The sequence below is a fragment of the Bradyrhizobium sp. PSBB068 genome (assembly GCA_016839165.1).
Classification (GTDB): Bacteria; Pseudomonadota; Alphaproteobacteria; order Rhizobiales; family Xanthobacteraceae; genus Bradyrhizobium.
This window is the reverse complement of the sequence record CP069300.1, coordinates 3262565-3288114: the sequence shown is the minus strand read 5'-3', so window position 1 is coordinate 3288114 and position 25550 is coordinate 3262565. Positions and strand designations below refer to the sequence as shown.

Annotated in this window: 20 protein-coding genes; 13 read left to right on the top strand and 7 right to left on the bottom strand. The window is 65.2% G+C overall.

What is annotated here, in order from left to right; genetic code table 11:
- Window positions 1-3: 3 nt before the first annotated feature.
- The 3 genes from prfB to JQ507_15160 form a co-directional block, all read right to left on the bottom strand.
- Window positions 4-1135 (bottom strand): peptide chain release factor 2 gene (gene prfB / locus JQ507_15170; protein QRI72722.1). Its coding sequence is split into 2 segments (ribosomal slippage): window positions 4-1065 and window positions 1067-1135, totalling 1131 coding nucleotides; the frame shifts between segments, so codons are not numbered across the junction.
- A 104-nt stretch (window positions 1136-1239) separates the two neighbouring features.
- A complete protein-coding gene (locus JQ507_15165) occupies window positions 1240-3735 on the bottom strand; it encodes a penicillin-binding protein 1A (GenBank protein ID QRI72721.1) in 2496 nt (831 codons plus the stop codon).
- Between the two features lie 283 nt (window positions 3736-4018).
- Window positions 4019-5329 carry an N-acetylmuramoyl-L-alanine amidase gene (locus tag JQ507_15160; GenBank protein ID QRI72720.1) on the bottom strand — a complete coding sequence of 437 codons (1311 nt, stop codon included), beginning with the start codon at window positions 5327-5329 and terminating at the stop codon, window positions 4019-4021.
- A 717-nt stretch (window positions 5330-6046) separates the two neighbouring features.
- Between JQ507_15160 and JQ507_15155 the strand changes: the two genes are divergently transcribed.
- On the top strand, window positions 6047-9256 hold the full coding sequence (locus JQ507_15155) for an Rne/Rng family ribonuclease (protein QRI72719.1): 3210 nt from the start codon (window positions 6047-6049) through the stop codon (window positions 9254-9256).
- Window positions 9257-9356: 100 nt separating this feature from the next.
- Entirely contained in the window at window positions 9357-10589 is a 1233-nt protein-coding gene (locus JQ507_15150; protein ID QRI72718.1) for an FAD-binding oxidoreductase, read from the top strand.
- Window positions 10590-10809: 220 nt separating this feature from the next.
- Here JQ507_15150 and JQ507_15145 read toward each other — a convergent pair whose 3' ends face one another.
- Together JQ507_15145 and JQ507_15140 are read right to left on the bottom strand one after the other, a co-directional pair.
- Window positions 10810-12144, bottom strand: a complete 1335-nt coding sequence (locus JQ507_15145) for a dicarboxylate/amino acid:cation symporter (GenBank protein QRI72717.1) — start codon at window positions 12142-12144, stop codon at window positions 10810-10812.
- 183 nt (window positions 12145-12327) lie between these two features.
- Complete coding sequence (locus tag JQ507_15140; GenBank protein QRI72716.1) at window positions 12328-13515, bottom strand: aminotransferase class I/II-fold pyridoxal phosphate-dependent enzyme; 1188 nt, start codon at window positions 13513-13515, stop codon at window positions 12328-12330.
- Window positions 13516-13754: 239 nt separating this feature from the next.
- Between JQ507_15140 and JQ507_15135 the strand changes: the two genes are divergently transcribed.
- From JQ507_15135 to JQ507_15085, 11 genes are all read left to right on the top strand, one after another.
- The gene (locus JQ507_15135; GenBank protein QRI72715.1) at window positions 13755-15161 is read left to right on the top strand and encodes a M48 family metallopeptidase; all 1407 of its coding nucleotides are present in this window, start codon (window positions 13755-13757) and stop codon (window positions 15159-15161) included.
- An 87-nt stretch (window positions 15162-15248) separates the two neighbouring features.
- Window positions 15249-16016 (top strand): DsbA family protein, encoded by a 768-nt coding sequence (locus JQ507_15130; protein ID QRI72714.1) that lies wholly within the window; start codon window positions 15249-15251, stop codon window positions 16014-16016.
- Window positions 16017-16161: 145 nt separating this feature from the next.
- Window positions 16162-17094, top strand: coding sequence for a hypothetical protein (locus JQ507_15125; protein ID QRI72713.1), 933 nt, complete (start codon window positions 16162-16164; stop codon window positions 17092-17094).
- Window positions 17095-17220: 126 nt separating this feature from the next.
- Window positions 17221-18057 (top strand): DUF1236 domain-containing protein, encoded by an 837-nt coding sequence (locus JQ507_15120; GenBank protein QRI72712.1) that lies wholly within the window; start codon window positions 17221-17223, stop codon window positions 18055-18057.
- 347 nt (window positions 18058-18404) lie between these two features.
- Window positions 18405-18878, top strand: coding sequence for a type II 3-dehydroquinate dehydratase (aroQ, locus tag JQ507_15115; GenBank protein QRI72711.1), 474 nt, complete (start codon window positions 18405-18407; stop codon window positions 18876-18878).
- Between the two features lie 52 nt (window positions 18879-18930).
- A complete protein-coding gene (locus JQ507_15110) occupies window positions 18931-19434 on the top strand; it encodes an acetyl-CoA carboxylase biotin carboxyl carrier protein (protein ID QRI72710.1) in 504 nt (167 codons plus the stop codon).
- 24 nt (window positions 19435-19458) lie between these two features.
- Window positions 19459-20817: an acetyl-CoA carboxylase biotin carboxylase subunit gene (gene accC, locus JQ507_15105; protein QRI72709.1), complete on the top strand. Its 1359-nt coding sequence runs from the start codon at window positions 19459-19461 to the stop codon at window positions 20815-20817.
- Window positions 20818-20916: 99 nt separating this feature from the next.
- Complete coding sequence (locus JQ507_15100; GenBank protein QRI72708.1) at window positions 20917-22455, top strand: CHASE3 domain-containing protein; 1539 nt, start codon at window positions 20917-20919, stop codon at window positions 22453-22455.
- Entirely contained in the window at window positions 22452-22892 is a 441-nt protein-coding gene (locus JQ507_15095) for a response regulator (protein QRI72707.1), read from the top strand. The genes JQ507_15100 and JQ507_15095 overlap by 4 nt, the downstream gene beginning before the upstream one ends.
- Entirely contained in the window at window positions 22889-23980 is a 1092-nt protein-coding gene (locus JQ507_15090) for a response regulator (GenBank protein ID QRI72706.1), read from the top strand. The genes JQ507_15095 and JQ507_15090 overlap by 4 nt, the downstream gene beginning before the upstream one ends.
- Window positions 23981-24135: 155 nt before the next feature.
- Window positions 24136-24810 carry a hypothetical protein gene (locus JQ507_15085; GenBank protein QRI72705.1) on the top strand — a complete coding sequence of 225 codons (675 nt, stop codon included), beginning with the start codon at window positions 24136-24138 and terminating at the stop codon, window positions 24808-24810.
- Window positions 24811-24888: 78 nt separating this feature from the next.
- On the opposite strand, the gene JQ507_15080 is transcribed toward JQ507_15085, so the two are convergent.
- Window positions 24889-25242 carry a BA14K family protein gene (locus tag JQ507_15080; protein ID QRI72704.1) on the bottom strand — a complete coding sequence of 118 codons (354 nt, stop codon included), beginning with the start codon at window positions 25240-25242 and terminating at the stop codon, window positions 24889-24891.
- Window positions 25239-25550, bottom strand: coding sequence for a hypothetical protein (locus tag JQ507_15075; protein QRI72703.1), 312 nt, complete (start codon window positions 25548-25550; stop codon window positions 25239-25241). The genes JQ507_15080 and JQ507_15075 overlap by 4 nt, the downstream gene beginning before the upstream one ends.

The window sequence follows — 25550 nt, the reverse complement described above, 5'->3', positions numbered from 1 at the left end:
GAGCTAATCCACATCCTCGACGGAACCGGGCCCGGTGCCGAACGCACGCTGCGCCAGTGTCGCCGCCATGAATTCATCGAGGTCGCCGTCGAGCACGCCCGAGGTGTCGGAGGTCTGCACACCGGTGCGCAGGTCCTTCACCATCTGGTAGGGCTGCAGCACATAGGAGCGGATCTGGTGACCCCAGCCGATATCGGTCTTGGCGGCCTGATCGGCAGCCGCCTGCTCCTCGCGCTTCTTCAGCTCGATTTCGTACAGTCGTGCGCGCAGCATGTCCCAGGCCTGTGCCCGGTTCTTGTGCTGGGAGCGGCCCGCCTGGCAGACCACGGCGATGCCGGTCGGAATGTGTGTCAGGCGCACCGCCGACTCGGTCTTGTTGACGTGCTGGCCGCCGGCGCCGCCCGACCGCATCGTGTCGGTGCGGACGTCGCTCTCCTTGATCTCGATCTTGATGCTGTCGTCGATCACCGGAAAGATCTGCACCGACGAGAACGAGGTGTGCCGCCGCGCATTGGAGTCGAACGGCGAGATGCGCACCAGGCGGTGCACGCCGGCCTCGGTCTTCAGCCAGCCATAAGCATTGTGCCCGGAGATCTGGATGGTGGCGGACTTGATGCCGGCCTCTTCACCCTGGGACTCTTCGAGGAACTCGATCTTGAAGCCGTGCTTCTCCGCCCAGCGCGTGTACATGCGCAGCAGCATCTGGGCCCAGTCCTGGCTCTCGGTGCCGCCGGCGCCGGCATGGACCTCGAGATAGGAATCGAACTTGTCGGCCTCGCCCGAGAGCAGCGCTTCCAGCTCGCGCCGGGCGACCTCCTTCTTGAGGTCCTTGAGCGCCTTCTCGGCCTCAGCGACCACGCCGGCATCGTTCTCGGCCTCGCCGAGCTCGATCATGCCGACCTGATCCTCGAGCTCGCGCTCGACCTTGCCGATACCCGAGAGCGCGTCCTCCAATGAGGTGCGCTCCTGCATCAGCCGCTGGGCCTTCTGGGGATCGTTCCAGAGATTGGAATCTTCTGCGAGCTTGTTCAGCTCAGCGAGGCGTGCCGTCGATTGTTCGACGTCAAAGATGCCTCCTCAGCAGCCCGACTGACTGCTTGATCTCTTCAACAAGGCGTTCGATTTCCGCGCGCATGGTCTTTCAGGTGTTGGCAAAAAGGTTCCGGGGGATGTAGCGACCGGCGCGGCAAAGCGCAATCGGCTTGGCCGCACTATCCCGGCGATTCGTCGCATCGGCCGCTAGTAAAGCCCCCCGGTTCCCGGCCGCATGAAGAAGCCGCTGTCAGGCTGCCCGCCTCCCTGCGACGGCTGCGGCGCCGGGCCGCGGCCGTCGGCATCGGCGACCCCGATGACCGAGTAATTCTCCGGCGGCGCGGTGCCCGGCTTGAAGGCTTCGAGGATGGTGTTGCCGCCGTCGCCGGGGCCGGCACGCATGCCGGTCTTGGCATCGACCCGGATCAGCTTGATCCCGGCCGGCACCTTGAACGGCGTCGGCGGCTTGTCGGCGAGCGCAAGCTTCAGGAAGTCGCGGGCGATCGGCGCGGCGACGTGACCGCCGGTGGCGGCGCGGCCGAGATTGCGCGGCTTGTCGTAGCCCATGTAGACGCCGACCGCGAGATCCGGCGAGAAGCCGACGAACCAGACGTCCTTTTCGTCGTTGGTGGTGCCGGTCTTGCCGGCGATCGGCTTGCCGACTTCCTTGACGACGGTCGCGGTGCCGCGCTGGACCACGCCTTCCATCATCTCGGTGATCTGGTAAGCGGTCATCGGATCGAGCACTTGCTCGCGGCGGTCGACCAGCTGCGGCTCCGGCTGGCTCTTCCAGCCGCCAGGCGCGTCGCAGCCGCGGCATTCGCGGGTATCGTGCTTGAAAATGGTGTGGCCGTAGCGATCCTGGATGCGATCGATCAGCGTCGGCTTCACGCGACGGCCGCCATTGGCGAACATCGAATAGGCCGTCACCATCCGCATCACGGTGGTTTCACCGGCCCCCAGCGCATAGGACAGATAGTTCGGCAATTCGTCATAGACGCCGAAGCGTTTCGCATACTCGCCGACCAGCGGCATGCCGATGTCCTGCGCGAGCCGCACCGTCACAGTGTTGAGCGAGCGTTGCAGTGCGTTGCGCAGCGTGGTCGGGCCGTAATATTTGCCGGTGGAATAGTTCTCCGGTCGCCACACGCCGGCGCCCTGCCCCTGATCGATCTCGATCGGCGCGTCGATCACCGTGGTCGACGGCGTATAGCCGTTGTCCAGCGCCGACGAATACACGATCGGCTTGAACGACGAGCCGGGCTGCCGGTAGGCCTGCGTCGCGCGGTTGAACTGGCTCTGGTCGAACGAGAAGCCGCCGACCATCGCGAGCACGCGGCCGGTCCACGGGTCCATCGCCACCATCGCGCCGGAGACCTCCGGCAATTGGCGCAGGCGGTACTGGCCTTCGACCGCGGTGCCGTCCTTGGTCACCAGCGGATCGGCATAGATCACGTCGCCGGGCTGCAGCACCTGCGACACCGCCGTCGGCGCCTTGCCCTTGGACTTGGCCCAGCGCACGCCCTCCATCGTGATGATGCCGGTCTGCCGTTCCTTGCTGACCGCACCGCCGAGCTCGCGGCCCGGCTGAAAGCCGATCCGCGCCGACTGGTCGCTGGTCTCCAGCACCACCGCCATCCGCCATGGCGAGATGTCGGACAGCGATTTGACGTCGGCGAGCTTGACGCCCCAGTCGCCGGAGATGTCGAGCTTGTGAACTGGCCCACGCCAGCCCTGCGCCTCGTCGTAGTTGACGAGGCCGGCCACCATGGTCTTGCGCGCCATCACCTGGATCTTGGGATCCAGCGTGGTGCGGACCGAGAGGCCCCCCTCGTAGAGCTTCTTTTCGCCGTAGCGCTCGAAGATGTCGCGGCGGACTTCCTCGGCGAAATATTCGCCTGCGAAGATGTGCGCGCCGTTCGAGCGGTTGGTGACGTTAAGCGCGTCCTTGCGCGCCTTGTCGGCGTCGGCCTGCTTGATCCAGCCGTTCTCCAGCAGGCGGTCGATCACATAGTTGCGGCGTTCGATCGCGCGGTCACGGTTGCGGACCGGATGCAGCGCGGCCGGCGCCTTCGGCAGCGAGGCGAGATAGGACGCTTCCGCGATCGTTAGCTCGTTGACCGATTTGTCGAAATAGACCAGCGACGCCGCAGCGATGCCGTAGGCGCCGAGCCCGAGATAGATTTCGTTGAGATAGAGCTCGAGGATGCGGTCCTTGGAATAGGCGCGCTCGATGCGCATCGCCAGCAGGGCTTCCTTTATCTTGCGCGCGAACGAGACCTCGTTGGTCAGCAGGAAGTTCTTGGCGACCTGCTGGGTGATGGTCGAGGCGCCCTGCGGGCGGCGGTTGGAGCCGTAATTCTGCGCGTAGAGAATCGCGGCGCGCGCCATACCCTGATAGTCGATGCCGCCGTGCTCGTAGAAGTTCTTGTCTTCGGCGGCGAGGAACGCGTTGATCACGAGCTTCGGCACTGCCTGGATCGGCAGATAGAGCCGGCGCTCCTTGGAATATTCACCGAGCAATGCGCCGTCGGCGGCATGCACACGGGTCATCACCGGTGGCTCGTAGTCCTGCAGCTGCGAGTAGTCGGGCAGATCCTTGGAGAAATGCCAGATGGCGCCGGCGACGGCGGCGACACCGACCAGGAACACGACGGTTCCGGCGGCGAACAAGAAACCCATAAACCGCACGAGCAGGCGCATTATCGACGTTCCGTTCCTACCCTCCGGCGCTCAGTCGTCAGAGGCGCCTGTCCAAAAGTGCGAAGCCTCGCACAACCAAGGCTCACAACAAAGCCCCGTCACAACGAGGACTTTCCACAACAAGGCCTTGGCCCGGCGAGCCGCCTTGCGCATGCGAACAAAAACAACAGCCGCCGGACAATATGGTCGATTCTGCGGACCTGCGGTCGATTGTCTATACCGTTGCCGCTGTGGCCAAACTAGGGCTTCCGCGCAACGGCACCGGCTTTTCAGCCGGACAATTTCACTTGGCCGGTCCAGCGGTTGCCAGCCGTTTGGCGAAGAACGTGTCGATCGCCTGGACCATCGATCCGACGGCCTTGTTCCGCCAGTTCTCGGACACCAGGTGTTCGAGGTCACCCTTGTTGGAGACGTAGCCGATCTCGACCAGCACGGACGGCACGTCGGGCGCCTTCAGCACCCGGAAGCCGGCCGATTTCAGCGGATGCTTGTGCATCCGCACCGTGGACTTCATCTCGTCCATCAGCAGCCGGGCGAAGCGGTTGGAGAAGGTCTTGGTCTCGCGCTGCGCGAGGTCGATCAGGATATCGGCGACCTCGGTCGGCTCGTCGGTCAGGTTCACGCCGGCGATGGCGTCAGCCTTGTTCTCCGCTTCCGCCAGCCGTTCGGCTTCGGCGTCGGAGGCCTTGTCCGACACCGTGTAGATCGTGGCGCCCTGGGCATCGCCCTCGCGACGCGGCAAGGCATCGGCGTGGATCGAGACGAACAACGCCGCGGATTGCGTGCGCGCGATCTTCACCCGGTCGTTGAGCGGAATGAAGGTGTCGTCGGACCGGGTCATGATCACCCGATACTTGCCCGACTTCTCGATCCGGTCGCGCAGCGCAAGGCCGAAGCCCAGCACCAGGTTTTTCTCGGTCTGATCGCCGGACTGGGTGCCGTTGTCGATGCCGCCGTGGCCGGGATCGATCACGATCAACGGGCGCGAGTCGGTGACCGCAACCGGCGGCAACGCCGCCGTGGTGACGGCCGGTATGGCCGCCGTGGTCGACTCGGAGATCGCAGGCTTCAGCTCGGGACGGCTCTCGGGCGCGAGCGACTGCACGAAGCTGGTGCGATCGACCTCCTCGAAATCCAGCACCAGCCGCGGCGGCTGGCCATTGGCAGCGTCAAGCACGTAGGAATTGGCGATCTTCACCGGTCCGGTCAGGTCGAACACGATCCGGGAACCGCCGGGCATCACGAGGCCATAGCGGAACGCCTTGACCAGCCCGCGCCCAGCCGAGCCGGTACCGGCCGCGAGCTGGAAATTGACCTGCGGGATATCGACCACCACCCGGTACGGGTCGGCCAACGGGAAGGCGCGAAATTCGATCTTGCGATCCAGATCGAGGATGAATCGGGTCTGCTTGCCGTCGCCGGCAAGCCTGGCGCCGGATGCGACCGGGAAGTTCGCGGTGCTGGCGTCCGGCGCGGATGCACCGGCCTGCGGGCCTTCGGCCGCGCTCGGGGCGCTGGCCACGGCAACCACCAATGCTGCAGCGCACAACAGCCCGCATCCCAGAAAAACAAGGTGTTTTGCGCGGTTCTCCACCCGATTCGGAGCCTCCCAGCTGCTTCTTACCGCATTAGAACCACACGGTTAATCGTGCCCTAATGACATCGGAGCGAAAAGAACCGAGTGTTGCGGCGGCGTGACGCTTCCCTTGCACGCGACGGTCAATCCACGTATGTACGGAATGCTGACGGCTAGTACTCCCGGTTGTGTCGCGTTCAGCCTCTTGGTGCAGCGGTGGAACCTTCCAAGTCGAAGATCCCGCCGTGTTTTTCCGGTCCCTCCCCAGCCAGCGCCGCGCGCGGCTGACACGGAGTGGCGGATTCAAGCCCGAGCGGCGTCCGGTCCCAGACACACTCCCTCGCCAGAGGGACGGTTTGAGACACGGCGTAACCGATTATCCGGTTCCTTGGGGGATTCCTTGGGGCCTCGATATGCGATCGCCGGCAGGCGCTTCGGCGCCGGACGGGGCTTTCAGCAAAAGATACGGCGGTCAATTTCGCCGCCAACATGTTTAGACGGGCCGACGCTTAATGCGCCAGACTGCATTGCCGACCAGGATCCCCCGAATGCTCGCGCTGACGCGAGGTGAAAACCTCGCCCGTCGCATCATCCCGGTGAGTTCCCGTCCGGCGCTGCGCCGCGAGACGCGTTTTGGCCTTCCCCTCACCCCCGAATCAGGTGGACCGTCGCGTCACCGGGCGGCGCAGTTTGCGCGCGCCATGATCCGCGCCCGCCGCCGTCAAGAGCTCCAAAATGCCCAACAAGATGTTGATCGATGCCACCCACCCGGAAGAGACCCGGGTCGTCGTGGTCCGCGGCAATCGCGTCGAAGAGTTTGATTTCGAGACCGCCCAGCGCAAGCAACTGCGCGGCAACATTTACCTTGCCAAGGTCACGCGCGTAGAGCCGTCGCTACAGGCTGCCTTCATCGAGTATGGCGGCAACCGGCACGGCTTCCTGGCCTTCAGCGAAATCCATCCCGATTATTACCAGATCCCGGTCGCCGACCGTCAGGCGCTGATCGAAGCCGACGAGCGCGCCCATCGCGAGGCCGAGGAAGAGCACGAGAACCGCGGCCATCGCCGCCGCTCGCGCCACCGCAATGCCCGCCGCCGCGGCCACGGCGACCGTGTCCAGAGCGAGGTGATCGAAGGCGCCGGCGACGCGCAGGCGCTGCCGACAGCCGAGGCCCACGAACATCCGGTCGATGCCGAGCATCACGAGCACGGCGTGGTCGCCCATGAGGGGCACGAGCATGAGGCGCATGACCATGCGCATCATGAGGACCATGAGCACCACCACGATGATGAGCACGGTCACGCTCATGATGATCACGGCCACCACGATCATGGCCACGATGACCACGATCATGACCACCACGATCATCACCACCACGACCATGACCATGCGGACGATCACGACCGTGCCCCGGTCGTGAGCGAGGCGCCGGCTGCCGATGCTCCGACCGATCCCGTCGCCGCGGCGGTCGAAGCCTCGGTTGCATCAGCCGCCCCGGAGGCCTTCGAGCCGGTCGAGGTCAATCATGAGCCCGAGCGGGCCCATGAGGAACAGGTCGAGGAAAACGCCGCCCACGCCGATGACGCGCCGTATGTGGCTGCCGAAGAAGTCCACGCCGCGGCCGATGAGCATGCGGTCACCGAATACGCCTCGCTGGTGGAAGTCGCCCCCGAATCCGCGCGCAGCGACGAAGCTGGCGAAGATGATGACGAGGATGACGGCGAAGAAGGCGAGGAAGAGGATGTCGTCGAGTCCGTCGGCGGTGACGACGTGCTCGAGGAGGTTCCGGAGCGCCCGTTCCGCCCGCGCCGCCAGTACAAGATCCAGGAAGTGATCAAGCGCCGGCAGGTCATGCTGGTGCAGGTCGTTAAGGAGGAGCGCGGCAACAAGGGCGCCGCGCTGACCACCTATCTGTCGCTCGCCGGCCGCTACGCCGTGCTGATGCCCAACACCGCGCGTGGCGGCGGCATCAGCCGCAAGATCACCTCGGCCCAGGACCGCTCGCGGCTCAAGGAAGTGGTGCAGGATCTCGACGTGCCCGAGGGCATGGGGATCATCCTGCGCACCGCCGGCGCCTCCCGCAGCAAGCCGGAGATCAAGCGCGACTTCGAATACCTGATCCGGATGTGGGAGACGGTGCGCGACCTGACGCTGAAGTCGCAGGCGCCGACCCTGGTCTACGAGGAAGGCTCGCTGATCAAGCGCTCGCTGCGCGACCTCTACAACAAGGAGATCGACGAGATCCAGGTGGCGGGCGAAGCCGGCTACCGCGAAGCACGCGACTTCATGAAGATGCTGATGCCGGCCAATGTGCGCGCGGTGAAACAGTATCGCGACGGCCAGCCGCTGTTCTCGCGGATGGGCGTCGAAAGCCAGCTCGACGCGATGTTCTCGCCGACCGTGCAGCTGCGCTCCGGCGGCTACATCGTGATCAACCAGACCGAGGCGCTGGTCTCGATCGACGTCAACTCCGGCCGCGCCACGCGCGAGCACCATATCGAGGACACCGCGCTCAAGACCAATCTGGAAGCCGCGGAAGAAGTCGCGCGACAGCTGCGCCTGCGTGACCTCGCCGGCCTGATCGTCATCGACTTCATCGACATGGACGAGAAGCGCAACAACCGCGCGGTCGAGCGCAAGCTGTCCGACTGCCTGCGCCAGGACCGTGCGCGGATCCAGGTCGGCCGCATCTCGCATTTCGGCCTCCTGGAAATGTCGCGCCAGCGCATCCGCGCCAGCATGCTGGAGAACTCGACAGAGCCCTGCCCGCAATGCGGCGGCTCCGGCCACGTCCGCTCGGTCTCGTCGGTTGCGCTGCAGCTGCTGCGCGGCATCGAGGAAATCCTGATGAAGGGCGCGACCCACAATCTGGTGGTCCGTACCCGCACCGACGTCGCGCTCTACGTGCTCAACCACAAGCGCGGCCATCTGCGCGACCTCGAAGACGCCTTCCGCGTCTCGCTGTCGATCGTCGCCGACGCCACCGTGCACGGCCAGCAATCCTACATCATCGATCGCGGTGAGCAGGTCCATACGCTCGAAGCCGCCAAGGCGCTGCTTGCCGCGCAGGCGGCCGCCGCGCCGGCGCAGGTCGATGAGGCCGACGACGAGGAAGAGCTGTTCGAATACGAGGCCGAGATCGAGACCGACGAGACCGAAGGCCTCGCCGACGACCGGGCGGCCGGCGAAGAATCCGGCTCCGCCGAGGGCGAAGGCGACGGCCAGCGCCGCAAGCGCCGCCGCCGCCGCCGCGGCCGCGGTGGCAACGAGGCCCGCGAAGGCGCTCCGGCGCCGCGCGAGGACGGCGACCTGATGCACGTGTTGCCCGAGGGCACCGAGGCGGTTGCCGCCGCCGATGCCGAAGGCGATGAGGACGAAGCCAACGAAGCGCAGGGCGCAGTCCGCGACGATGAGGCCGGCAATGGCGATCGCCGTCCGCGCCGCCGCGGACGCCGCGGTGGACGCCGCCGGCGCGGCAGCGGCGGACCAGATGACGGTCTCGCCGGATCGATCTCCGACGAGCTGGGCCCGATCGCACCGCCCGAGGCGGCCGACGCCGTCGCCGATTTGGACGGCCATGACGCGGAGCCGGCGCCCTCGCTGGCGCAGCCCGAGCCGGTCGCGCCGCCGACGGAATGGCAGCCGGTCGAGACCATTGCTGTCGAGACGGCCACAGCACACGAGCCCGAACCTGTTGCAGCGCCTGCCGCGGAGGATACGGCCGCCGAAAGCGACCGCTCGCAGCGCCGCCGCTCAACGGTGCGCGAAAAGGTCAGCTTCGCGTCGAGTCCGCAACCCGAGGCACCGGCGCCCACCCTGGTCCAGAGCGCGGCGGAAGAAGTGGCCCCTGCCCCTGAGCCCGCAACATCTGCCGCAGAGCCCGCTGCGGCCGAGGCGCCGGCCCGCAAAGGCTGGTGGTCGCGCCGCTTCGGCGGCGGCAACTAGCGCCAGCTACAAGTCAAAACGCCCGGTTCACGCCGGGCGTTTTTATTGGACAGGCATTTCCGTTCGTCAGGCGTAACGGAGCCTGACGGAGACGGATGCAATGCAAAGCGCGATCGTTCTGGGCGGCGGCATGGTGGGCGTCAGCACGGCGCTGCATCTGCAGCGCCGCGGCTGGTCAGTCACGCTCGTCGACCGCAAGGAGCCGGGCCGCGAGACCAGCTACGGCAATGCCGGGATCATCCAGAGCGAAGCAGTGCGGCCCTACCCGATGCCGCGGGATCCGGCCGTCCTCGCCAGGATCGCGATGGGGCGCACCAACGACGTGCACTATCGCCTGGCCTCACTGCCGCGGCATGCCGGCCCGTTGCTGCGCTACTGGTGGAACTCGACGCCCGAGCGGCACCGCGAAGCCACCCTCGCCTGGGCGCGGCTGATCGCCCACGCCACAGCAGAGCACGACACGCTGATCCGCGATGCCCATGCCGACAATCTGATCCGCCGCGCCGGCTATCGCCTGCTGCATCGCGACCCGGCTGCGCTAGAGCAGGCGATCGCGGTCGCAGAAGAGAACCGGCGCGAGTTCGGCGTGCAGTTTCGCGTGCTCGACGGCCGCGAGCTCGCCAAGGCTGAGCCGTTGCTGCGCGACGACCTGCCCGGCGCCATCCACTGGCTCGGGCCGTGGACCACGTCGGACCCCGGCGGTCTCGTTTCCGCCTATGCCGGATTGTTCGAACGTCTCGGCGGCACGCTCTTGCACGGCGACGCGCAGACGCTGACCGAGACGACCGCCGGCTGGTCGGTCGATACCAATAGCGGCCGGATCGATGCCGCAAACGTCGTGGTCGCGCTGGGACCGTGGTCACCGCAATTGCTGGGCAAGTTCGGCTACCGGATCCCGCTGGTGCGCAAGCGCGGCTACCACATGCACTATCAGGGCGGCCGCTCGCTCGACCTGCCGCTGGTGGACAGCGCCAATGGCTACGCGATGGCGCCGATGACCAAAGGCATCCGCATCACCACCGGCGCGGAGCTCACCAGTCCGGACGCGCCCGCGACGCCGATCCAGCTCGGCTACGCCGAAGCCGCCGCACGGCAACTGATCGAGATCGGCAGTCGCGTCGAGCCCGAACCCTGGTTCGGCACCCGCCCCTGCACGACCGACATGCTGCCGGTGCTCGGGCCGGCGCCGCGCCATCGTGGGCTGTGGGTCAATTTCGGTCACGGCCATCAGGGCTTCACGCTCGGCCCGGCGACCGCGCGGGTGCTCGCCGAAACGATGAACGGCGAGGCATCCTCGGTGGACACCTCGCCGTATCGGATAGACCGCTTTTGACGTTGAACTGAAGCCTGATGAGATCAGGTTGAGCTGGAACGGCGTCGAGTTCACCTCTCCCTTGGGAGAGGTCGATTTGCGCAGCAAATCGGGTGAGGGATTACGGTCTATCGAGAGAGCGAGAGCCCTCACCCGGATCGCTTCGCGATCCGACCTCTCCCCAACGGGGAGAGGTGAACCGAGACCGCACCAAGCCGATTCAACCAAAACTCATCCCGCTTTAGTCGGTCGTCAGCGCGGTCTCCATATCGGTCGGGTCGATCTGCCGCGCGAGATTGGCGTTCAGTTTGTCGCGGTCGAGCTCCCCCTCCCACCAGGCGACGATCACGCAGGCGACGCCATTGCCGCACAGATTGGTCAGCGCGCGGCACTCGCTCATGAACTTGTCGATGCCGAGCACGATCGCCATGCCCGGCACCAGCCGCGGATCGACCACCGCAAGCGTTGCGGCCAGCGTGATGAAGCCCGCGCCGGTGATGCCGGAGGCGCCCTTCGATGTCAGCATCGCCACGACCAGGATCGTGAGCTGCTGGCTGAACGAGAGGTCGTAGCCCAGCGCCTGCGCGATGAACAACGTCGCCAGCGTCATGTAGATGTTGGTGCCGTCGAGGTTGAACGAATAGCCCGTGGGCACCACGAGACCGACCACGGATTTCGAGCAGCCGAGCCGTTCGAGCTTCTCCATCAATGACGGCAGCGCGCTCTCGGAGGACGAGGTGCCGAGCACGATCAGGAGCTCGTCCTTAATGTAGGCCAGGAACTTGAAGATCGAGAACCCGGCGATGCGCGCGATGACGCCGAGCACCACGAGGACGAACAGCGCGGCGGTCAGGTAGAACGTCGCGATCAACCCCATCAGATTGAGGATCGCGCCGGTGCCGAACTTGCCGATGGTGAAGGCCATCGCGCCGAACGCGCCGATCGGCGCCGCCCGCATCACGATCGAGATGACGCCGAACACCGCGTGCGCGGCGTCGTCGATGAACGAGCGGATGGTGTGGCCGCGCTCGCCGAGGCCCATGATCGCGAAGCCGAACAGCACCGAGAACAGCAGCACCTGCAGGATCTCGCCCTGCGCGAAGGCGCCGACCACCGTGTCCGGAATGATGTGCAGTACGAAGTCGACGCTCTTCTGCGCTTCCGCCTGCTTGGCATAGCCGGCGACCGCTTGCGCGTTCGCTGCGGCATTGCCGAAGCCCGCTCCGGGCTTCACGAGATTGCCGACCAGCAATCCGATCACCAGCGCGAAGGTCGAGACGACCTCGAAATAGACCAGCGCCTTGACGCCGATGCGGCCGACCTTCTTGGCGTCCTGGATATGCGCGATGCCCGAGACCACGGTGCAGAAGATGATCGGCGCGATCACCATCTTGATCAGCTTGATGAAGCCGTCGCCGAGCGCCTTGATCCACTCGTTGGTGGCGAGCGCTGGCCAGAACGCGCCAACCAGCGCGCCGAGCACGATCGCAATCAGGACCTGGACATAGAGAACTTTGTACCACGGCTTGCCGCCGGCGCTCGCCGGTGCGGCCGTGGCAATGGTTGCCGTTGCCATGTTTCACTCCCCCTCAGAAATGGCGGAAACAGCCAAGATCAACTTGGCCGTTCAAGTCAAATGGAACTGTGTGGGCCCTTCCGTCTGTCCGCGACGATCTGCCGCGTACCCCGCAGCAAGGCGCCGCTTGCGAAACCGATCTGATCGACCCGACGAACGCGGAAGGCTCTTGAAGTTTGCGCGCTATTTAAGCCAATGCGCGATCCGCGCAACTGCTTCCTGCATCTCCGCGGCCGAACGCGCATAGGAAAATCGGATGAAGGCTCGGCCGTGGATCGGATCGAAATCGACGCCCGGGGTCGCCGCGACATGCGCCTTTTCGAGCATCTCGCTGGCGAAGGCGAAGCTGTCGGAGGTGAAGTCGGAGACGTCGGCATAGAGATAGAAGGCGCCGTCGGCCGGCAGGAATTTGGTCAACCCGGCCTTGGGCAGGCCTTCGATCAGGATGCGGCGATTCTCCTGATAACCACGCTTGATCGCCTCCATCTCCGCGCGGCCCTCGAACGCCGCTTCGGCCGCGATCTGCGACAAGGTCGGCACCGAGATCGAGAGGTTCTGCTGCAGCCGCTCGATCGGCCGCACCAGCACCTCGGGCACCACCATCCAGCCAACGCGCCAGCCGGTCATGCAGAAGTATTTCGAGAACGAGTTGATCACGAGCGCGTTCGGCGACAGCTCGGCCGCCGTCACGGCGGGAAACGCGTAGTCGAGCCCGTGGTAGATCTCGTCGGAGATGAAGCGGATTCCGGCGCTGTCGGCGGCCGCCATCAGGTTCGAAAGCGCCTCGCGCGACATCATCGTGCCGGTCGGGTTGGCGGGGCTGCCGACCAGCACGCCCTTCAGCGGCGCCTTGCGATGCGCGGCCAGCAGCGCCTCGCCGGTCAGCGCGTGGCGGGTGTCGCCGGAGGTCTCGATCAGCACCGGCTCGCAGCCGAGCGCAGTCAGGATGTGCCGGTACGGCGGATAGCCCGGCACGGTGACCGCGACCCGGTCGCCCGGCTCGAACATCGCTAGGAACGCCAGGATGAACCCGCCGGACGAGCCTGTCGTGACGATGATGCGCTCGGCATCGACCGCGCAGCGATACGTGTCGCGATAGTGCCGGGCGATGCGCGCGCGCAGCGAGGGGATGCCGAGCGCGGAGGTGTAATCGATCCGTCCACTGGCAAGCGCCGCCTGCGCCGCGGCGATCGCCTGCTTCGGCGCGCCCTCGGCGGGCTGCCCCACCTCCATATGGATGACATGGCCACCCGCGGCCTCGATTCGCTCCGCGGCGGCCATCACGTCCATCACCATGAACGGTGGAACATCGCTGCGCCCGGATGCCGTCAAAAGGCTGCTCACATGGTCTCTCGGTGTCGCTTCACGCATGGATTTCTGCTATTGCACGGCCGCTGCCGGATTTGGGTTCCCGTTACCGCTACTGCCCCAGACTGGCCGCATTCGGTGGCTCGTTATAGCGCTTTCAGGCTCAGTGAATACCCCAAGTGAATATCCGGTTCGCGTGAAGAAGAACTGCAAAAACAACAGACTGCGCCACGCGCCTGATCCAGTCGGGCCAGGAACCGGACGTTGCCGCGGCGCAGCTCCCTATCGCCGATAGATCGCCCATGCTGTTTCGCCTCACGCTCCGCACCAGAGGGTTCAAGCTGACCGCATTGCTGACCGCGGTCGCGCTCGCCGTGGGTCCGGTCGTCCCCGCGCGAGCCCAGCAGAACGGTCCGCCGGTGCTGCGCGACACTGAGTCCGAGCAATTGCTGCGCGAATATACCAGGCCGATCCTGCGCGCGGCCGGTCTGGAGAAGCAGAACATCCAGATCGTGATCATCAACGACAGTTCGTTCAACGCTTTCGTCGCCGACGGCCGCCGCATCTTCGTCAATTACGGCGTGCTGCTGCAATCGGAGACGCCGAACCAGATCATCGGCGTGCTGGCGCATGAGACGGGCCATCTCGCCGGCGGCCATCTGGCCAAGATGCGCGAGCAACTGACGCAGGCACAGACCCAGATGATCATTGCGATGCTGCTCGGCGTCGGCGCGCTCGCCGCGGGCGCGGGTGGCCGGGGCGCCGGCAACGGCTTGTCCAGCGCCGGCGCCGCGGCGATCTCGGCGCCGCAATCGGTCATTCAGCGCACGCTGTTGTCGTACCAGCGCCAGCAGGAAGAAAACGCCGATCGCGCCGGCGTCAAATTCCTGACTGCGACCGGGCAGTCGGCACGGGGCATGTACGAGACGTTCAAGCGCTTCACCGACGAGAGCCTGTTCGCCGCGCGCGGCGCCGACCCCTATCTGCAGTCGCATCCGATGCCGGTCGATCGCGTCTCCGCGCTCCAGGAACTGGCGCGCTCGAGCCCCTATTGGGACAAGAAGGACGATCCGGCGCTGCAGCTGCGTCACGACATGATGCGCGCCAAGATCTCGGGCTTCATGGAGCGGCAAGACACTGTCTATCGCCGCTATCCGTTGTCCAACACCAGCCTGCCGGCACGCTATGCACGCGCGATCACCACCTATCTGCACGGCGATCTGCGTTCGGCGATCGCGCAGATCGATGGGCTGATCCAGGTCCAGCCCAACAATCCCTATTTCTACGAGTTGCGCGGCCAGGCCCTGCTCGAAGGCGGCCGGCCGGCGGAGGCCATCGCGCCGCTGCGCCGCGCGGTGCAGCTCTCCAATAGTTCGCCGCTGATCGAGATGCTGCTCGGACAGGCGCTGGTCGCCTCCGACAACAAGGCCACCACCGACGAGGCGATCAACATGCTGCGCGCCGCGGTGGCGCGCGAGCCCGAGGCGCCGCTCGGCTACACCCAGCTCGCGATGGCCTATGGCCGCAAGGGCGACTATGCCCAGGCCGACCTTGCCTCGGCCCAGGCCGCCTATCTCCGCGGCGACACCAAGACCGCCCGCGAACTTGCGTCGCGCGCCAAGACGCGGTTCGCGATCGGCACGCCCGGCTGGGTCAAAGCTGACGACATTGTGAGCGCCAAGCCGATGCCGGGTCAGAAAAACAACTAGAAATAAACCGTAGTTCCATACAACGATCACCGAAACCGGCCCACGGCCGTGCCGTATTTCGGGCCACCTCGAACAAGGATTTCGTCCATGCCAGCGCTTCGTTTCCTCGCCCCTGCCCTGCTCGCGCTCGGCATCTGCGCCGCGCCGCTGACCGCGTCCGCGCAGAGCTTCAGCGACACCCAGCGCGGCGACATCGAGACCATCGTGCGCAATTACCTGATCGCGCATCCCGAGGTGCTCGAAGAGGCGATGAACGAGCTCAGCAAGCGGCAGGCCGCCGCCGAAGCCGAGAAGCACGAGCAGAGCGTTGCCAAGAACGCCGACACGATCTTCAACTCGCCGCGCGGCGTGATGATCGGCAACAAGGACGGCGATGTCACCTTCGTCGAGTTCTTCGATTACAATTGCGGCTACTGCAAGCGCGCAATGTCCGACATGCTCGACCTGATGAAGTCGGATCCGAAGCTGAAGGTGGTGCTGAAGGAATTCCCGGTGCTGAGCCAGGGCTCGGTCGAGGCCGCGCAGGTCGCGGTCGCCGTGCGCATGCAGGATCCGACCGGCAAGAAGTATCTCGAATTTCACCAGAAGCTCTTGGGCGGCCGCGGCGCAGCCGACAAGGCGCGCGCCCTTGCAGTTGCCAAGGACGTCGGCCTCGACATAGCGAAGCTCGAGAAGGACATGGCGAGCCCCGAGGTCAAGGCGACCATCGAGGAGAATTTCCGCCTCGCCGAATCGATGGGCATGAACGGCACGCCGAGTTACGTGATCGGCAAGCAGGTCGTGATCGGCGCGGTCGGCGTCGACGGCCTCAAGGAGAAGATCGGCATTGCCCGTTGCGGCAAGGCGACCTGCTGAGCGTCGACAGCGCTCATTTCGTTCGACAATATCCGGTCGTTCGACAAGATCCGGCTGCCTGGCAGCCGGATTTTTTTGTTGCGGCACCGAACCACGTCCGCGCCGGCTGCAACCAAGGGCCATCACCAACAATGGAAGCCGCGCGATGCCCTTGGCCCCGCCAACCCTTGGCTACGACCTCACGCTCCTGAAGACGGCGCCACAGCGTGGCTCCGACCATGATCACGGCTGGTGCTACGGCCTGCCATCAGGCATACGCGCCGAGCAGTGGCCGCTCAGCCCCCACGACGGCTTTCCGATGCAGCACTGCTTCACGCTGCGCGTCCCGGCGCAGTATCGCGCCAAGGGCGATACCTATGTCGCGCTCGCGATGTTCGCCGATCAGCAATATGACGAACCCGTCGAGATCGACGCGGTCGCGCAATATCTCGCGGCGGAGACCATCGAACGTCCGTCAGATCCGAATCTGTTGCCGTACTTCGCGTACCGACAGAACCGTCATCCGATGGAGTTCCGGATGAAGGACATCATCGACCACAATTTCGCGGCGATCTGGCTCACGGAGGCCGAGTTCGCGGGGCCGCTGTGCGAACCACCCGAGCTTGCCGGCAATCCGTTGCTGGAAGCCAATCCGCCGCCGCGCTGGCTCCTGAAGGGCGCGGCGCGCACGGCGTTCGACGTCAATGTCGGACGCAGTACCCGGATCGACGAGTTGGAGAAGACCCACTGGTATCGCCTGTTCGGCCACGTCCCCGCGACCGGACATCATGCGTACGGCATCGCGCTGGCGCCGCGCGACGACGATCCCAATGTCGGCAAGCCGCCACGCGATCATCTGCTGCACAAGGGCGAGCTCGGCGACTATATCGCGCCCTACAGCGAGGTCGGCACTGCGCGCGGCCTCGACCGGTTGCATGGTCGCAACCATCTCGGCGGCACGATGTTTCCCAATCAGTGGACGCCGAAATACAGCGCGACCTATCTCGAGATCGAAGAGCATTTCGGCGGGTTCAATTTCGGCGGCGGCAACGGCCAGCTCGATCTTGCGAGCATGGAGTTCGACTGGGCCTGCGGTTGAAGCGCGCGCTGTTCATCGCGCATTCACACAGGAAACAAACCGCGGGGAACCGCAAATCTACAGGAACATCGCACATCCTCTCTCGTTGTCGGCGCGGGCAATGCTGAAAAACGAGGAGGAATTTCGATGTCTAAACGCTTTCTGATTTCGGTCGCTGCGGCGGCTTTGCTCGCCGGCACCGGTTTCGCGAACGCACAGGGCGCGGGCGGCGCCAACAAGGAATCCGGGGCCGGCGGTGGCGCGACCACGCAGCACTCTGCACCGTCAGGTGGCGCGTCGTCGGGCGCGATGCAGCACGATTCGGGTGGCATGAAGGGTTCCGAGCATTCGACGACCGGTGAGTCTTCTTCGGGCATGAAGGGTGAATCGCCCGGCATGAAGGGCGCCGAGTCCGACAAGGCCGGACCCGCCACCAAGGGCGCCCAGGAAAATACCCAAAAGTCGAAGGGCATGAGCTCGGAGAACGAGACCACCAAGGGCAACGAAAGCTCGAAGGACATGAAGGCCGAGAGCCGCGACAAGAGCGGCAACATGAAAGCCGAGGGTCGTGAGAAGAACGGCAACATGAACGCCGAGAGCCGCGAGAAGAACGGCGCCACCACCAACCAGAACGCCCAGACCAAGAGCCCGTCCGACACCAACCGTGCGCAGACCAACGACACCAGCCGCACCCAGACCACGACTGGCAACGCGGCGACGTCGGCCACCGCGGCTCCGCCGGCCGAGAAGCGCACCGAGATCTCGACCGCGATCAAGTCGGAACACGTCACCGAAGTCACCAACGTGAACTTCAACGTGGCGGTCGGCACCCGTATCCCGGCCGACGTGCACTTCTATCCTCTGCCGGAACGGGTCGTGACGATCTATCCGCAGTGGCGCGGTTATGACTTCATCCTGGTCGGCGGCCGCTACATCATCGTGCAGCCGGAGACCCACGAGATCGTCTACATCATCGAGGGCTAAGCCGGCCTCTGCGCGAGGGTGCCACGACGGGCCCTCGCCCCCATTCTCAGCCCCGCCCCTCACGGGCGGGGCTATTCGTTCGCCGTATCGGGCAGATGGCGGTGGACGGCTGGCCGGGACGCCCCCTCGACACGCCTTCCATGAGGTTTGGTTAACCAGCAATTTCCGCAGGTTACGCCAGCTACCTAATAGGCTGGAGGAAGCCGCTGAAGGCGTTCCGATTTCACCTAAAGGCTTCCCCTGCGGCCGGTTGTTACCTATAACCCGGCCCACTTCACCCCTCGCCGGAACCCCTCGGACCCCTTGTCGGACCTATTGGCCGGAACCTTTGGCAGGAATCTTTTGCAATGGCTGCTGCCGGAACGATCTACGTGCTGAACGGCCCGAACCTCAATCTGCTGGGGACGCGCGAGCCGGAGACCTACGGCCACGCCACGCTCGCCGATGTCGAGAAGCTGTGCGCGGACACCGCACGCCAGTTCGCCCTGACCGCCGACTGCCGGCAGTCCAACCGCGAGGGCGAACTGATCGACTTCATCCATGAAGCCCATGCCAAAAAGGCGGTCGGCATCATCATCAATGCCGGCGGCTATTCCCATACTTCGATCGCGCTGCATGACGCGCTGGTTGCGGTCAGGATTCCCGCCGTCGAGGTTCATGTCAGCAACATCCACGCCCGCGAGAGCTTCCGGGACCACTCGTTCACTGCTAAAGCCGCCTTCGCGTCACTTTGCGGCTTCGGCATCGACGGCTACCGGCTTGCGATCATCGGCCTCGCCACCAAGATCGGTGCCAAGATCGATGCAAAGGCAAAGACTTAATCGTCAATCCTGACGTTCCCCGTCACCAGATAGAGATTTCGGATCAAACAACATGGCGCGCCAGCCAGACGACAAATCAGCCGCAAAATCCAAGAGCGACTCCAAGAGCGACGACAGCGTCCTCATTCGCGAGCTCGCGCTGCTGCTTGCTGAGACCAACCTCACCGAGATCGAGATCGAGCGTGCCGGCCTGCGCGTCCGTGTCGCACGCAACATCAGCATCGCGGCATCCGTGCCCGCTGCCGTCCACGCGGTTGGCGCGCCGGCCATTGTCGCAGCACCTGCTGCCGCCGTTGCGGCTGCGACCGACCTCGCCAAGCATCCGGGCGCCGTGCCCTCGCCGATGGTCGGCACCGCCTATTGGTCGCCCGAGCCGGGCGCCAAGCCGTTCATTGAAGTCGGCTCGAAGGTCAGCGCCGGCCAGACGCTTCTGATCATCGAGGCGATGAAGACCATGAACCAGATCCCGTCGCCGCGCGCGGGCACCGTGACACAGATCCTCGTCGAGGACGGCCAGCCCGTCGAATTCGGCGAGCCGCTCGTCATCATTGAATAGCTTCCGTCAACGTCAGGCGCTGCGATGTTCGACAAGATCCTCATAGCCAATCGCGGCGAGATTGCGCTTCGCGTGCTGCGCGCCTGCAAGGAGCTCGGCATCTCCACCGTCGCGGTGCATTCCACCGCCGACGCCGACGCCATGCATGTGCGGCTCGCCGACGAGAGCGTGTGTATCGGCCCGCCGCCGTCGAAGGATTCCTACCTCAACATACCGGCGCTGCTCGCCGCCTGCGAGATCACCGGCGCCGACGCCGTGCATCCCGGCTACGGCTTCCTGTCCGAGAACGCGCGCTTCGCCGAGATCCTCGCCGACCATAATCTCGGCTTCATCGGCCCGAAGGCCGAGCATATCCGCCTGATGGGCGACAAGATCGAAGCCAAGAAGACCGCCAAGCGCCTCGGCATCCCCGTGGTGCCCGGCTCGGACGGCGCAGTGACCTCTGAGACCGACGCGCTCGCCATCGGCAAGGAGATCGGCTTCCCGGTGCTGGTGAAGGCGGCGGCCGGCGGAGGTGGCCGCGGCATGAAGGTCGCCCACACCGAGGCCGACCTCGCGCTGGCGCTTTCGACCGCGGCCAACGAAGCCAAGTCGGCGTTCGGCGATGCCTCGGTCTACCTGGAGAAATACCTGCAGAAGCCGCGCCACATCGAGATCCAGATTCTCGGCGACGGCCGCGGCGGCGCGATCCATCTCGGCGAGCGCGACTGCTCGCTGCAACGCCGCCACCAGAAGGTCTGGGAGGAAGGCCCCTCGCCCGTGCTGGCGGCAGCGGCCCGCGCCAGGATCGGCGAGACCTGCGCCAAGGCGATGCAGGACATGAAGTATCTCGGCGTCGGCACCATCGAATTCCTTTACGAGGACGGCGAGTTCTATTTCATCGAAATGAACACGCGCATCCAGGTCGAGCATCCCGTCACCGAAAGCATCACCGATATCGATCTGGTGCTTGAGCAGATCCGGATTGCCGCCGGCGGCGAACTCCCGGCCAAGCAGAGCGACATCGCGATCATCGGCCACGCCATCGAGTGCCGCATCAATGCGGAGAACCCGCAGACCTTCCGTCCCTCGCCGGGACGGATCACCCAATTCCATCCGCCGGGCGGCCTCGGCGTGCGGATCGATTCCGCCGTCTATCAGGGCTACGTGATTCCACCCTATTACGACTCGCTGGTCGGCAAGCTGATCGTGCACGGCAAGACCCGGGGCGAATGCCTGATGCGGCTGCGCCGGGCCCTGGACGAGATGGTGGTCGACGGCATCGAGACGACGCTGCCGCTGTTCCGCGCCCTGGTGCGCGAGCCCGACATCATCGAGGGCGACTATCACATCCACTGGCTGGAGCAGTATCTCGCCGGCCAGCCATCCGACGCCCCGAAATAGTTGGAACTCTTTGGAACCCAACCACCTGTTCAAGCGTACTAGTGGGGTATTGGCTTTCCACGGGGACGCATTGAATCCCACTGCCACGAAGAGACCGTCGTGACCCCGATTTCACGACGCCGGTCCACGTTGCAAATCCTGCTGCTCTCGGCGGGATTTTTCGTGCTGGTCGCAGTCAGCGTGGCGTCGGTCCTGCTGGTCAACAAGGCACGCGAGGACAACGCCTGGGTCGTCCATACGGTCGAGGTCGAAGGCCAGGTTGCTAACCTGCTGCTTGACGTCAGGCGCGCCGAAAGCGCGACCAGGGCCTATCTGCTGACATCAGCACCACAATACCTCTCGGAGTACCAGTCGGCCGCGGCGGCAATCCCCGCCGCGCTCGGCCATCTCCAGATGATGACCGTCGACAATCCGGCGCAGGTCGCCAATGCCGCGAAGCTGAAGGCCGCCGTCGAGCAGCGGCTGGCGGAGTTCACCCTCACCAACGAGCGCGTCAGGAACAACGACACCGCGACCAGCATCGACGTCCTGCGCAACAGCACATCGACCGACGCGCTGGAAGCGATCGCCAGGATCGGCCGCGACATGCGCGCCGAGGAGGATCGCCTGCTGGCGGCGCGCACCGCGACCGCCGACAGGACCCAGGTGCTCGCCTCCTCCGTCACCATCGCCGGCTCCTGCCTGGTGCTGGTGCTCGCCGCCCTCTCTCTCGTGCTGGTGCGGCAATCGTCGCGGGCGCGCGACGAGGCCGAGGCCAAGCTGCGCGACAGCAACGTCAATCTCGAAACCATCGTCGACGAACGGACCGCCGACCTGCGCGAGGCCAACGAGGAGATCCAGCGCTTCGCCTATATCGTCAGCCATGATTTGCGCTCGCCGCTGGTCAACATCATGGGCTTCACCAGCGAGCTGGAGGAATTGCGCGGCGACATCTTCAGGCGGATCGCCACGCTCAATCGCACCGCGTCGCTGGCGCCGGCGATGGAAGACGCGACCGACGTGGCCGAGCCCGAGCTCGAAGGCTCCGACAAGCAGCTATCCGACGATTTCAGCGAGTCGCTCGGCTTCATCAAATCGTCGATCGCCAAGATGGACCGCCTGATCAGTGCCATCCTCCATCTCACCCGCGAGGGCCGCCGCGAGTTCAAGCTGGAGCAGATCGATCTCAGCGAGCTGATCAACGGCATCGTCAGGACGATCGCGCATCAGGCGGCCGAGGCGCATGCGACCATCGAGGTCGGCGCGTTGCCGAATATCGTCAGCGACCGCCTCGCGCTGGAGCAGATCTTCTCCAATCTGATCGACAACGCGGTCAAGTACCTCAAGAACGGCGTGCCCGGCGAGATCTCGGTCAAGGGCCGCACCAAGCTGGGCTTTGCGATCTTCGAGGTCACCGACAACGGCCGCGGCATCGATCCCAAGGACCACCAGCGCATCTTTGATCTATTCCGCCGCGCCGGAACCCAGGACAAGCCGGGTCAGGGCATCGGGCTTGCCCATGTCCGCGCACTTGTGCGCAGACTGGGCGGCACCATGTCGGTAGCATCGGAACTTCACAACGGCAGCACGTTCACGATCACGCTGCCCATCAATTGGTCAGGCAAGACCTCAGACAAGAACCGGGATAGGGAATCATGAGCGATCCAGTCACCATCATCATGATCGAGGACGACGAGGGCCACGCCCGCCTGATTGAGCGGAATATCCGGCGTTCGGGTGTCAACAATGAGATCGTCCCGTTCACCAACGGTACAGAGGCCGTGAACTACCTGTTCGGCAAGGATGGCAGCGCGGTCGACCGCAAGAACCAGGCCCTGCTCATCCTGCTTGATCTCAATCTGCCCGACATGACCGGCATCGACATTCTGAAGCGGGTCAAGGAGAACAAACATCTCAAGGCGACGCCGGTGGTCATGCTGACCACCACGGACGACAGCCAGGAGATCAAGCGTTGCTACGAACTCGGTTGCAATGTCTACATCACCAAGCCGGTGAACTACGAAAGCTTTGCCAACGCCATTCGCCAGCTTGGCCTGTTCTTTTCCGTGATTCAGGTGCCGCCAGCTTCCATATGACCAGCGCAACGCCGACACTGCTCTATATCGACGACGACGCGGCGCTGGCGCGCCTGGTCGAACGCGGGCTGACGCGCGCGGGCTACAAGGTCGTGCACGCCGCAAGCGGTCAGGAAGGCCTCGAGCGGCTCGCCCAGGGCGGCATCGACGTCGTCGCGCTCGACCAATACATGCCCGGCCTCGACGGGCTGGAGACGTTGGAACAAATCCTCAAGATTCCAGACGCGCCGCCGATCGTGTTTGTCACGGCCTCGCAGGATTCGGCGATTGCCGTCACCGCCCTCAAGGCCGGCGCGGCGGACTATCTGGTCAAGGACGTCAGGGGTGAATTCATCCCCCTGCTCCAGGTCGCGGTGAACGGCGCGATCCGGCGGGCGGCGATCCAGAAAGCGCGCGACGAGGCCGAGGCCGAGGTGCACGCCTCGCGTGACCGCTACGCCGCGCTCGCCGCCGAGCGCGAGGTGCTGCTGCGCGAGGTCAACCACCGGGTCGGCAACTCGTTGCAGATCATTGCCTCGCTGCTGCATCTGCAGGCCAATTCCGCGAGCCAGCAGGATGTCAAGGCGGCGCTCACCAACGCGATGGGCCGGGTCGCCGCCGTCGCGCAGGTGCATCGCCGCCTCTACACTTCGCACGACTTCAAGACGGTGATGCTCAACCAGTATCTCGAGGCGCTGCTGGAGGACCTCAGGCGATCGGCCGAAGGCAACCGGATGTCGCGGCTGACGCTGAAAGCCGACCCGGTCGAGATCGATCCCGACAGCGCGGTCGCGATCGGTATCATCGTCAACGAGCTGGTGATGAACGCCGTGAAATACGCCTATCCCCACGGCGCCGGCCCGATCCATGTCGAGCTGAAGCAGCACGCGGACGATTTGCAGCTTGCAATCAGCGACGAAGGCGTGGGCTTCTCCGACAAGGCCGACCCGCGCGGCACCGGGATGGGCCAGCGCATCGTCGCCGCGATGGCCGTCAAGCTCGCCGCCAGCGTCGAGCGCGCCCCGAGTCAAAAGGGCACCCGCTTCGTGGTGCGGTTCGCCCGCGTCAGCCCGGCGCAGGCGAAATCGACAAGCGCCGCCGCGAGTTAGCCCGGCTGCGGGCGGCCGATTGATCGATTTTTCGAGTTGGCCTTAACTGCCGCGTCACCTTGTTGTTTGATCGCCACCGGCTGCCCTGACCAGTTAAGGGAAATCTCGGCATTGTTTGCCAGGCTTTTCCCCCAGCTTGGCAGGAACGACACGCAATGTTCGGGCGCAGGGTGGTTTTCGGAAAGAAGCAGGAGACCTTGGGCGAGCTCAAGGAGGCCGAGCGTCCGGTACGGGGCGCCGACGTCGCGGTGCCTGCGTTTCACAAGACGCAGTGGGATGATCCACGGATCGGGCCGATGCTGCGTGATGCCGGTTTCGCGCCTGACGACGCCGGCAGCATCGCGCCGACGGCTGACAATCGCCTTGCCGTGTTCGCTGCGGCCAATGAGCGGCTGCAGGAGCGCACAGAGGCTTTCAACCGCGACATGGCGGCGCGCCACGGCCACTGCAACGCGATGCCGTTCCTGGTGATCGACCAGAAGATCTGGGACGGGCCGCACGGCGCATTTCTCTACGCGCAGATGGACCTGGTCGGCTACGACGAGTGGAACGTGATCATGCTGGCTTCAGATCCGCAGACCACCGCGTCATGCGGCCTGGCTGCGCATCCCGGCTTTCTTCCGGCCGAGACGCAGATCATGACCGAGCATGTGATCGAGTGGAAGGCACGGCACAACGGCCTGCTCAAGGCGTTCGGAATCCCCGAAAGCGGCGTCCGCGTCGTGAATGAGCAATATGAGATGGAAAAGGACGAGCTGCGCAGGGAGATCATCGACAAGGTCGGCTGGATGAAGCCGCGCATCATCGACGACCTGTTGCTCAGGGGGTAGAGCGTTCCGAACGAAGTGGTTGTCGGTCCGCGTGAAGAAGACGCGTCAAGCTCTTGAGACGCGCCCCGCTTCCGAACATCACTCGTACCTGTCGCGGTGCCGCCGTGGGCGGTACGGACGGCAGTCCTGACACGGCGCACCGAAGATCACCTGCGACGGATACGGCCGCGGCGAGTGATACGGCGTCGAGCCGAACAATCCGGCCGCACCGAAACCCGCGCTGAACGGATCGGCGGCAAAGCTGCCCGGAAACGAGCCGTTGCTGCGGAAATCGCGATCGTCATTCCTGCCGTCGAAATACGCTCCCCCGGTGCTGCCGTAGCGCAGCGGCCGTTGCGGAGCCAATTGCTGGGCAGATGCGGCGACCGAGCCGAGCGCGATGGCGGCGCAGGCGATCAATGCTCTGGTGGCGGTCATCGTCACAGCCCTCATTGCGGATTGGTGCCCCAGTCGCCCTTCCAGGCGATCAGGCGACCCCTGCCGAATTGCAGATAGAGCGCGTCACTGCGCCGCGACAGCACGCTGCCCTTGACATTGGGCAGCGCCACGAACATTTCATTGCCCGGCGTACCGCGAACGTAGCTCAGGGGAACGCCGAGCGACCGGCTGGCCTGGTCCGCATTCATGCCGAAGGCCAGCGGCACGCTGTTCGGCGGCCGCTGCTGCGCGCGGGCCGTGCCGGCAGGCGCGCCCAGCGTGACGACGAGGGCCATGACGGAGGCTGTAACGAACCGCTGCAT

Bases quoted from the DNA above. Each gene is read 5' to 3' on its own strand.
- JQ507_15080 (QRI72704.1), bottom strand. From the start codon at position 25,242: ATGAGGGCTGTGACGATGACCGCCACCAGAGCATTGATCGCCTGCGCC.
- JQ507_15110 (QRI72710.1), top strand. From the start codon at position 18,931: ATGGCGCGCCAGCCAGACGACAAATCAGCCGCAAAATCCAAGAGCGAC.
- JQ507_15090 (QRI72706.1), top strand. From the start codon at position 22,889: ATGACCAGCGCAACGCCGACACTGCTCTATATCGACGACGACGCGGCG.
- accC (QRI72709.1), top strand. From the start codon at position 19,459: ATGTTCGACAAGATCCTCATAGCCAATCGCGGCGAGATTGCGCTTCGC.
- JQ507_15085 (QRI72705.1), top strand. From the start codon at position 24,136: ATGTTCGGGCGCAGGGTGGTTTTCGGAAAGAAGCAGGAGACCTTGGGC.
- JQ507_15125 (QRI72713.1), top strand. From the start codon at position 16,162: ATGCCCTTGGCCCCGCCAACCCTTGGCTACGACCTCACGCTCCTGAAG.
- aroQ (QRI72711.1), top strand. From the start codon at position 18,405: ATGGCTGCTGCCGGAACGATCTACGTGCTGAACGGCCCGAACCTCAAT.
- JQ507_15150 (QRI72718.1), top strand. From the start codon at position 9,357: ATGCAAAGCGCGATCGTTCTGGGCGGCGGCATGGTGGGCGTCAGCACG.
- JQ507_15075 (QRI72703.1), bottom strand. From the start codon at position 25,550: ATGCAGCGGTTCGTTACAGCCTCCGTCATGGCCCTCGTCGTCACGCTG.
- JQ507_15130 (QRI72714.1), top strand. From the start codon at position 15,249: ATGCCAGCGCTTCGTTTCCTCGCCCCTGCCCTGCTCGCGCTCGGCATC.
- JQ507_15095 (QRI72707.1), top strand. From the start codon at position 22,452: ATGAGCGATCCAGTCACCATCATCATGATCGAGGACGACGAGGGCCAC.
- JQ507_15145 (QRI72717.1), bottom strand. From the start codon at position 12,144: ATGGCAACGGCAACCATTGCCACGGCCGCACCGGCGAGCGCCGGCGGC.
- JQ507_15135 (QRI72715.1), top strand. From the start codon at position 13,755: ATGCTGTTTCGCCTCACGCTCCGCACCAGAGGGTTCAAGCTGACCGCA.
- JQ507_15140 (QRI72716.1), bottom strand. From the start codon at position 13,515: ATGCGTGAAGCGACACCGAGAGACCATGTGAGCAGCCTTTTGACGGCA.
- JQ507_15165 (QRI72721.1), bottom strand. From the start codon at position 3,735: ATGCGCCTGCTCGTGCGGTTTATGGGTTTCTTGTTCGCCGCCGGAACC.
- JQ507_15155 (QRI72719.1), top strand. From the start codon at position 6,047: ATGCCCAACAAGATGTTGATCGATGCCACCCACCCGGAAGAGACCCGG.
- JQ507_15120 (QRI72712.1), top strand. From the start codon at position 17,221: ATGTCTAAACGCTTTCTGATTTCGGTCGCTGCGGCGGCTTTGCTCGCC.